6 protein-coding genes are annotated in these 9,109 nt (G+C 48.0%); all 6 read left to right on the top strand.

Going from position 1 to position 9,109, the window contains the following annotated elements; translation table 11 throughout:
* A partial coding sequence (locus tag J4P41_RS10315; RefSeq protein WP_426067058.1) for an autotransporter strand-loop-strand O-heptosyltransferase occupies positions 1-595 on the top strand: 595 nt, incomplete at its 5' end.
* Positions 592-1,938, top strand: coding sequence for an autotransporter strand-loop-strand O-heptosyltransferase (locus J4P41_RS10310; RefSeq protein ID WP_426067057.1), 1,347 nt, complete (start codon positions 592-594; stop codon positions 1,936-1,938). The genes J4P41_RS10315 and J4P41_RS10310, both read left to right, overlap by 4 nt.
* Positions 1,939-2,345: 407 nt before the next feature.
* Complete coding sequence (locus J4P41_RS10305) at positions 2,346-3,329, top strand: DUF1852 domain-containing protein (RefSeq protein WP_426067055.1); 984 nt, start codon at positions 2,346-2,348, stop codon at positions 3,327-3,329.
* A gap of 29 nt (positions 3,330-3,358) precedes the next feature.
* Positions 3,359-4,387: a methionine synthase gene (locus J4P41_RS10300; protein ID WP_426067054.1), complete on the top strand. Its 1,029-nt coding sequence runs from the start codon at positions 3,359-3,361 to the stop codon at positions 4,385-4,387.
* A 601-nt stretch (positions 4,388-4,988) separates the two neighbouring features.
* A complete protein-coding gene (locus tag J4P41_RS10295; protein ID WP_426067053.1) occupies positions 4,989-5,882 on the top strand; it encodes a LysR family transcriptional regulator in 894 nt (297 codons plus the stop codon).
* A 1,033-nt stretch (positions 5,883-6,915) separates the two neighbouring features.
* Positions 6,916-8,142, top strand: a complete 1,227-nt coding sequence (locus J4P41_RS10290) for a dicarboxylate/amino acid:cation symporter (protein WP_426067052.1) — start codon at positions 6,916-6,918, stop codon at positions 8,140-8,142.
* Positions 8,143-9,109: the final 967 nt, after the last annotated feature.

The raw sequence follows: 9,109 nt of genomic DNA, 5'->3' as shown, positions 1-9,109 counted from the left end.
ACCGGCGATGGACCGTGATCTGCTCAAAACGCAGAGCGAAAGTCACCCCGGAAACCCTCAATCAAAGCGCCAAAAAACTAAAATCATCAGACAAGCGCATCAACAAACAGTTCTTCGATCCCTCCAGCTTATTCAGGAGCTAAAGACCCGAGGGTATCGTGTGTTCTGTATTGACAGAGAACACGTTAATGGCAGTGGTACTGTCTGGAACCACATCCCATTTGGCGCGGAGGATAAAACAGGCGCTCTTCCGCTTTCTGAGCGGGCGCGATGGATAAAATATGCCGAATTTTTCATAGGGCTTTCCAGCGGATTAAGCTGGCTCGCCTGGTGCGTAGGCACAACGCCTGTTGTGCTTATCAGTGGTTTTACCCGACCGGAAAATGAATTCTCTACGCCATATCGCGTCATAAACTGGCATGCCTGCAACGGCTGCTCAAACGATATTCGTTGCGTTCTCGATACCTCCAATTACCTCTGGTGCCCGCGCCATGAGGGGACACCCAGACAGTTCGAGTGTTCCAAACTGATCGCCCCAGAACAGGTCATGGACATTATCAAGACAATTCCCAACCTTCTAGAGGATACGCCATGACCGACCCAAAGGCGGCCGACATCTTCAAATCCATTCTGCAGGTTGGCAAAATTCCTGATTCAGCAGGCCCTGCGCCCAGTTTGAAAGACGCTGATCAAAACAAGGCGAATGAAAGTTCAGCTTCGTCGGGTGATGCGGACAATCAAGGCGGTATTCTGACTGCTGCTGCCATTCCCACACAGGAGGGACCGGAAGGAATCAGATATGATTTCAATATTGGATTGCGTGTTCAGGTTCCGGAAGGAAAATGGCGCGTACGCTTCTTTGATCTTGATACCGAAACGGTTTTTTTCGATGGAGAAGGAAGCAAATGCACTTTTGGCAGCCGAAAAAAACACTATCTGAGGGCAAAAATAGAAGTATTCCGGGACGGGGTGCTCATTTTTTCTCATATTTATGATGCTACCGATCGACCTGTCGCTATCTTGATGCCGGGCGGAACCATTGGTGATAGCATTGCATGGTTCACCTACGCGGCTCGCTTCAAAAAACAACATGGATGCAAACTTGTTGTTGTTCTCGCAGATCAGATGAAGGAACTTCTGGAGCCATCCTATCCAGATATCACTTTCATTCTTAGAAAAGATTATCTCTTAAAAAACAACGAATACTACGCAACGTATCATCTTGGCCTGTTCTTTGAGGATGAAGATAATTCCTGGCAGCCGGCAGATTTCCGGATGGTCGGACTTCATCGCACTGCAGGATATATCCTTGGTGTTTCTCCCGAGGAAGAACGTCCACAACTTGTTATTTCAGGTCAAAGGCCAATCGAGGAGCCATATGTTGTCATTGCGACGCAGGCAAGTTCCCAGTGCAAATACTGGAACAATCCCGAAGGATGGCATGATGTCATAGAATTCCTCAAACGATCCGGTTATCGTGTTGTTTGTATCGATAAAGATATGGTCTGGGGACAAGGTCTGCACTGGAACCAGATTCCGAATGGATGCGAAGATCAAACTGGTGCTCGCCCTCTTTCGGAACGCGCGAACTGGCTCAAGCATGCGGAATTTTTTGTTGGCCTCTCAAGCGGGTTAAGCTGGCTTGCTTGGGCTGCAGGAACACCCGTTGTGATGATTTCCGGTTTTACCCATCCGACGAATGAGTTCGAAACGCCGTATAGAGTCTTCAATACTCATGTATGTAATAGTTGCTGGCACGATATTCGTCATCCCTTCGAACACAGCAATTTTCTTTTCTGCCCTCGCCACAAAGACACACCCCGACAGTTCGAGTGTACACGGCATATTAGTTCGGGCCATGTGATTGCCGCCATTGAGGAAGCAATATCCCATATTTGCATAGAAACAGACGTCACAGCCAGAACATGCCGGGTGTAGCGAGGCAAATGGCTAGGAAGAAAACGGTAGGGCATTTGTGATCGCGTGTTGCGACATGCCTTCCGTCCTTGAGGCGTCAACCAGGCGATTTGAAATTTTTTTTGGCCGTAGGATCGAAATCGTGTGATGTGCCGCGAGGGAGGGCGTATCAATTATGACGGTCTGTGGATCTGCTCCCCCAAGTGTTAAAGCTAGAATTTTCTGGACGTAGATATGTATGCATGAATTTCATGTTTTTATGAAATAAAATCATTTTTTCTCACTAATCCTCTCGGGCATAACAGCATCCAACGCGTCTCAACATAACCGGCCTGAAAATCGCCGATTGGAAGCTGCACACACGTAAAATTCTCCATAGGTTCATAGCCTGATCTGGGGAATTTTTGCCCGAGCAAGGTGAAACAGGAATGTCTGCCAAATTTACGTTCTCGATCAAGAAAACCCGGTTTGATGAAGACTACACGCCTTCAGACGAAACACGCCTGACAACCAATTTCGCCAATCTAGCCAGAGGTGAACACCGGCAGGAAAATCTCCAGAAAGTCTTGCAGATGATTGATAACCGTTTTAACTCCCTTGCACACTGGGATAACCCGAAAGCAGATCGTTATTCTGTTAATCTTGATATTATTTCTATTGAAATGACAATCAATACGGGTGCAAGATCAGATGTCTTTCCACTTATAGAAATTCTCAATACGATCATTATTGATAGAATTAAAAACGAACAGATCTCGGGTATTACCGGAAATAGTTTTTCTTCTTATGTTCGTGATTACGATTTCAGTATTTTTCTCCCGGAACACAATCAGGGGCGCTTTGAGTTTCAGGTTCCCGATCATTATGGAGATCTGCATGGCAATCTGTTCAAATCGGCGATCCATTCGGACGCTTACAAAGCTCTGTTTGGCAAGAACCCTGTCATCTGTCTGAGCGTTTCTAGTAATAGAAGCTACCATCGGACAGAAAACCATCATCCGGTTTTGGGTACCGAATATGAACAGCGAGAGTTTTCTCTGACCGATCAGTATTTCGGGAAAATGGGCATGCAGGTTCGGTATTTCATGCCTGCTTTTGCCAGCGCTCCTTTGGCGTTCTATTTTATCGGCGATCTTTTGTCGGACTATTCCGATCTGGAACTGATCAGCACAATCAGCACGATGGAATCTTTCCAGAAGATCTATCGTCCTGAAATCTACAATGCCAACTCCCCAGCGTCCGACTGCTATCAGCCGAGCCTGACGCATCAGGATTATTCACTGACCAGGATCGTTTATGACCGTGAGGAGCGTAGCAGGCTGGCCGTTGAACAGGGAAAGTTTACGGAAGAACGCTTTATCAAGCCGTATCAGGATCTGCTTGAGCAGTGGTCTGTCCAGTTTCCTGTCTGATCCATCAAAAACACCAAGGCCGAATGATCATGAAAACACTTCTCCCGACCTCGACCGCCGGCAGTCTCCCAAAACCTTCATGGCTCGCAAAGCCGGAAACGCTTTGGTCCCATTGGAAACTGCAGGGTGAGGAACTTGTCGAAGGCAAGCAGGATGCCCTTCGTCTGACACTGGACAATCAGGACCGTGCCGGCATTGATATCGTCAGCGATGGCGAGCAGACACGCCAGCATTTCGTTACAACGTTTATCGAGCATCTGAGCGGCGTCGATTTCGAGAATCGTCAGACTGTCAAAATCCGCAATCGCTACGACGCAAGCGTCCCGTCCGTTGTGGGTGCTGTATCGCGCGAAAAGCCTGTCTTCGTCGAAGATGCCAGGTTTCTGCGCAAACTTACGAAGAAGTCGATCAAATGGGCTCTTCCTGGTCCCATGACCATGATCGATACCCTGCATGACGCGCATTACAAGAGTCGAGAAAAACTAGCTTGGGAATTTGCCGGAATCCTGAACCAGGAAGCTCGCGAACTTGAAGCCGCTGGTGTCGATATCATTCAGTTCGATGAACCTGCCTTCAACGTTTTCTTTGATGAAGTGAATGACTGGGGCATTGCGACTCTGGAAAAGGCTATTGAAGGCCTGAAGTGCGAAACAGCCGTTCATATCTGTTATGGCTACGGTATCAAGGCGAATATCGACTGGAAAAATACTCTGGGCTCGGAATGGAGACAGTATGAGGAGATTTTCCCCAAGCTGCAGCAGTCGAACATCGATCTTATCTCGCTGGAGTGTCAGAACTCGCGCGTTCCGATGGATCTCATCGAACTCATCCGTGGCAAGAAAGTGATGGTCGGCGCCATCGACGTAGCTACCAGTACTGTTGAAACCCCCGAAGAGGTCGCCAGCACCTTGCGGAAAGCTCTACAGTTTGTCGATGCAGACAAACTGTATCCGTCGACCAATTGCGGAATGACGCCGCTGTCTCGGCAGGTCGCAACGGGAAAATTGAACGCTCTGAGCGCAGGGGCTGCAATTGTTCGGAAAGAACTCTCTGCTTAATTGTTTGAGTTTTCGCTTTAAGCAAGAGGTACGCTGTGTGCGCGGAGTAACGTGGAGAGTAAAATCTTCTCCACGTTCTCGAAATTTCTAGCGACTTCAGTAGATCTGGGGCAGCTTACTGCGCAGTAAAGTGCCAGCGGAAAGTAGACTCAATTTTTGATAATTTTTATATCCGCCGGTTGGAGTTTATCCTCTTTTTTCAGCGAGTGTGCCCAGAATTAGCACAGACAGGAGTTTTTGAACCGCTCTGGGCGTAAGAAGGCTGCGGCAAATTTGGTAAATAGTTAGAAACAAGATTTCTGATCTTCGGGCTCCTATGTCTCGCCATCATATGATGATTTTTGAAAACGTCGAAGAATCGGAGGATGCTTTTTGATGCGAGACGCGGACGATATTTTGGTAGAAGGAAATAATTAAGGCTTAATTCTATCGTTATATTCTGAAAGATCTTCGTTATGGCTTCCTGCTACATGGCAGTGACATGCTCTTAACTGGTAATATAACGTATGAAAATTTCATCTTAGAGACAGGTTTTAAATAATGAATATAAATGATAATTTTTGATGATTGTATAAATTCAATGCATACCATTTGGTGAGACATGGCCATTCTCGAACGCAATCATCTGATGATCATCCAGGAAGTCGCCCGGGAAGGATCGCTCACAGCTGCGGGAGCACGGTTGAATCTGACACAGCCTGCTCTTAGCCATGCTGTCCGCAAGATTGAGAATCAGCTCGGTGTGAAGATATGGCGACGGGAGGGGCGGTCCTTGGTTCTCACGCAGGCCGGCCAGTGGCTTCTCTCCCTTGCGGACCGTCTACTTCCCCAATTTTCTCTCGCGGAAGAGCGGCTGGAACAGTTTGCTAACGGCGAACGGGGTATTCTCAGGATCGGGATGGAGTGTCATCCCTGTTATCAATGGCTACTCAACGTTGTTTCGCCTTACCTTGAGCGTTGGCCGAAAGTGGATGTCGATGTTCGTCAGAAGTTCCAGTTTGGCGGGATTGGGGCATTGTTGAGTAACGAAATCGATATTCTTGTAACCCCTGACCCTCTTTATAAGCCGGGTCTCATTTTTACTCCTGTTTTTGATTATGAACTTGTTCTTGTCGTAGGAAGTTCTCACAAATTGCATGGTTTGACATTTATTACGCCCGAACAACTGGCAGATGAAACGCTTATTACCTACCCGGTTCCTGCTGAAAGGTTGGATATCTATACCCAGTTTCTTCAGCCTGCTGGTATTGCCCCACGTCAGCAAAAGCAGATCGAAACTACCGATATCATGCTGGTGATGGTCGCGCATGGTAGAGGTATTGCAGTTCTTCCGCGCTGGCTGGTCGAAGAATATGCATCACGTTTTGATTTGCATTCCATGAGGATTGGTAAACGTGGAATTGCTAAACAGATTTTTCTGGGGCGCCGCGAAGCAGATGAGGATCTGCAATATCTCAAGGATTTTGTACACTTTGCTGCTGACCCGCAGGGATGATGTAAGCGTTATGTTTCAAAAGCTCAATGCGTTTTAGCTGCTCACAGCAGGTGATTTTATGACTATGTCTGACGAAATCCTCTTCCGACATGTGGATTAGCGTCGTAAGCCTCGTCGGCGATAAAGGCTTTGGGATAGACGTCATGGAACAAGAGTTGTGCTTCAGTGATTGTTGCCCTTTACTCGGGCGTCCAGGAAAGCATCGCAGTCTTTCCCGCAGCATCGACAATGACAGGGATTTTGATGGTCAGTCCGCCATGCTATCGCCCGATGACCTGATCCACGTCTCTGACCTTTTTAAATAGGCGTTGCCAGACACGAGCTTCGAATGAACGCCTGTGAGGCAATCCACAAGAGACTAAACTCAGATGACATGGCACGCCATTTCGTGCCGTTCTGATGGTGCCAGAAAATCGCAGATATCGTCTGTTGAAGGAGCCTAGGCCGGGCCTTGCTTTTCGGACGGACTTCTTCATAACAACTGTCAGCCAGAGGTCGACAAGGCACATCATCTATATCTGAATACATGAGGCTGGATTGACCTGTCTGCGGTGGCTGAATCCTTCTTTGCGAAGAGTGACTGACTTGAGGCCTTGATGAGAGCTGATCTCGCTATGGCGGCGCTAAAAGATGTCATTGCCTTGTGTCAACCTTTGATTTTATCGTGCTCATGAACGAAAAGGGAAACTGCTGGGACAATGGACAAGCAGTGAGCGTCTTCAATAACCTTTAAGGCTGAACTCTTGTGACGGAAGGCTTGGGGCACGCGGAAGAAAAGCCGAGCAAGCCACAACACTCTGTCTCAACAGAGCCTACAACCTACAGAGACTGTTTTAGTGCCCTCCTAGATCATGACGCGAAGCGGCTTAACAGACAGCCCATGGCTCATCTTGAGCGGGACATGTCCAGAGGAGAGATACCAAAAAATGATCTTGAAGGAATTGTCTAATTTTGTTGATTGCGATGCGATATATTTCTACTTTCCCGTGTCTCCTGCATAGAAGGCAAACGTTAAATTAAAGGAACCAATTTGTTGCATAAAAACCGGATGGTGCTGCTCATTCTTGCCGCAATGATACTGGGGAGCTTGGTAGGAGGTGTCGCGCATGCGTTTTTCCCATCTCCTGCAACACAGCAGATGATTGCCGGTGATCTGTCGATTGGTTCGACCGTATTTTTGCGGCTTATCAAAATGATTTTGGCCCCCCTGATTTTCTCCACACTTGTTGTTGGGATCGGTCATATGTCTGATGCTGCCGCGGTTGGAAGGATTGGCGGCAAGGCCATGTTATGGTTTGTCTGTGCGTCTTTGTTGTCTCTCACTCTTGGTGTGGTTCTTGTAAATATTTTCCAGCCAGGTGTGGGTATGCACAAAGTCAATATGATGACAGATACCCATCTGGCGGCGCATTCGTTAACTTTAGACGGCTTTATCCAGCATATGGTTCCGGATTCCATTTTCCGTGCGATGACGGATAATGAAGTTCTTCAGATTGTGGTCTTCTCAATTTTCTTTGGTATTGCCTGCGCGTCTCTGCCAGGTAAGGCAAGAGCTGTTTTGGAATGGGCGGAAAGCCTATCCTACATTATATTGAAGGTGACCGCATATGTTATGATGATTGCCCCTCTGGCCGTCTTTTGTGCCATGGCAGCGACTGTCACAACGAATGGATTTTCCATTTTGACTATCTATGGAAAGTTCATGGGGGAGTTCTATCTTGCACTCGCAATCCTGTGGGCGGTTTTGATTGGCATTGCATTCGCCTTTCTCGGTACGAAGGCCAAAAGACTTGTGGGCCTGATGCGTGAACCATTTCTTTTAGCATTTTCAACAGCCAGTTCCGAGGCTGCTTATCCGCTCATCCTGGAGCAGCTGGCCAAGCTGCCCGTATCACGGAAGGTTTCGTCTTTCGTTCTTCCACTTGGCTATTCCTTCAATCTTGATGGCACGATGATGTACTGTACTTTCGCTAGTATATTCATTGCCCAAGCATACGATATTGCACTTTCCTGGAGCACGCAGATTGCCATGCTTCTTGTACTGATGCTGACAAGTAAGGGAATGGCAGGAATTCCAAGAGCATCTTCAGTTGTGATTGTTGCGACACTTGGACAGTTTAATATTCCAGAAGAAGGAATTCTGTTGATTCTTGGAATCGATACTTTTTTGGATATGGGACGATCCGCCACGAATGTGATCGGAAATTCTTTGGCTGCCGCAGTGATTGATAAATGGGAGGGCACGCGCCCAAGTGTCTAGTTATCAGATGTTGAGGTTCGGGATCTGTTGATCTTATGGGGAAGGCTTCAGACTTTTCAAGAAGACTGAAGTCGAGCGTGGCCTGTGTTTTCCGACGGACACATAACCGGATCGTTGCGTCCTTTTTTCAAAGAAACGCGGCCGCACTGTGCGTTGATGAAGCTCACGCATTAAGGCGCGTTATCTATTTGTGCTGCGTTGGTATGATGCGATGGGCAACCCGGGGCACAAAGCGCACTTTACAGTTTATAGAAATGTTGGAGTGCCGAAAGAGTGGGGCTGAGGGGGCGATCTATCGGTGCGGTCTTCAAAACTGTTCTTAAAAAAGAATGTAGGACGCCCAATTTGGAAAATCAAAGACAGGGGATCGTCTGACATATCGTCCGACAAGCGCTCAGGGTGATTTGGTATCCTTCAACAGGCGCGTTGCTGATGCTCAACCGGAGCTATATAGCTCTTTATGGCAAGTATGATACAGTCTGTATTTCCCGATGATGCGTGGTTGGTCCGGGAACTTCTGATCCAGACGGCCTGTCCGAAAAGCAAAACTCCGCCTCGCGATTTGCGACGGAGCATGTCGGCGATTTTCTGACGTCATCAGAATGAGGCGAAGTGTCGATCCATTCCGCCTGAACTTGGCCATCGATGGGCGGCAGCTCAACTCTTCATCCGTACTGCTGGTCAGGATCGTCTACAACATGCGTAGCTTTCTGTTCTTTGAGAGGATCAGTGCAGCCGCATAGCGATCCTGGGCTCAATTCCTGAACTCCTCTGTGCGAGCGCGCGTAGTGCTGTAGCTGAGGAGGGAGTCATGGAGCCTGCCGGAACCTGTCAGTCAGCACATTTTTTCGACGCCTATGGTCATGACACGATGTCCGATCCTGAAAATCCGCCTTTGGGTATGCAAATTCGTGACACGACGGCGTGTCTGTTGCACGCTTCTGCCAGGTGATCATGGGGGCTGATT

The organism is Gluconobacter sp. NFX36 (genome assembly GCF_049887835.1).
Classification (GTDB): domain Bacteria; phylum Pseudomonadota; class Alphaproteobacteria; order Acetobacterales; family Acetobacteraceae; genus Gluconobacter; species Gluconobacter japonicus_A.
Note: the sequence above shows the minus strand (reverse complement) of the source record. Positions and strands in the feature narration are given on the sequence as shown.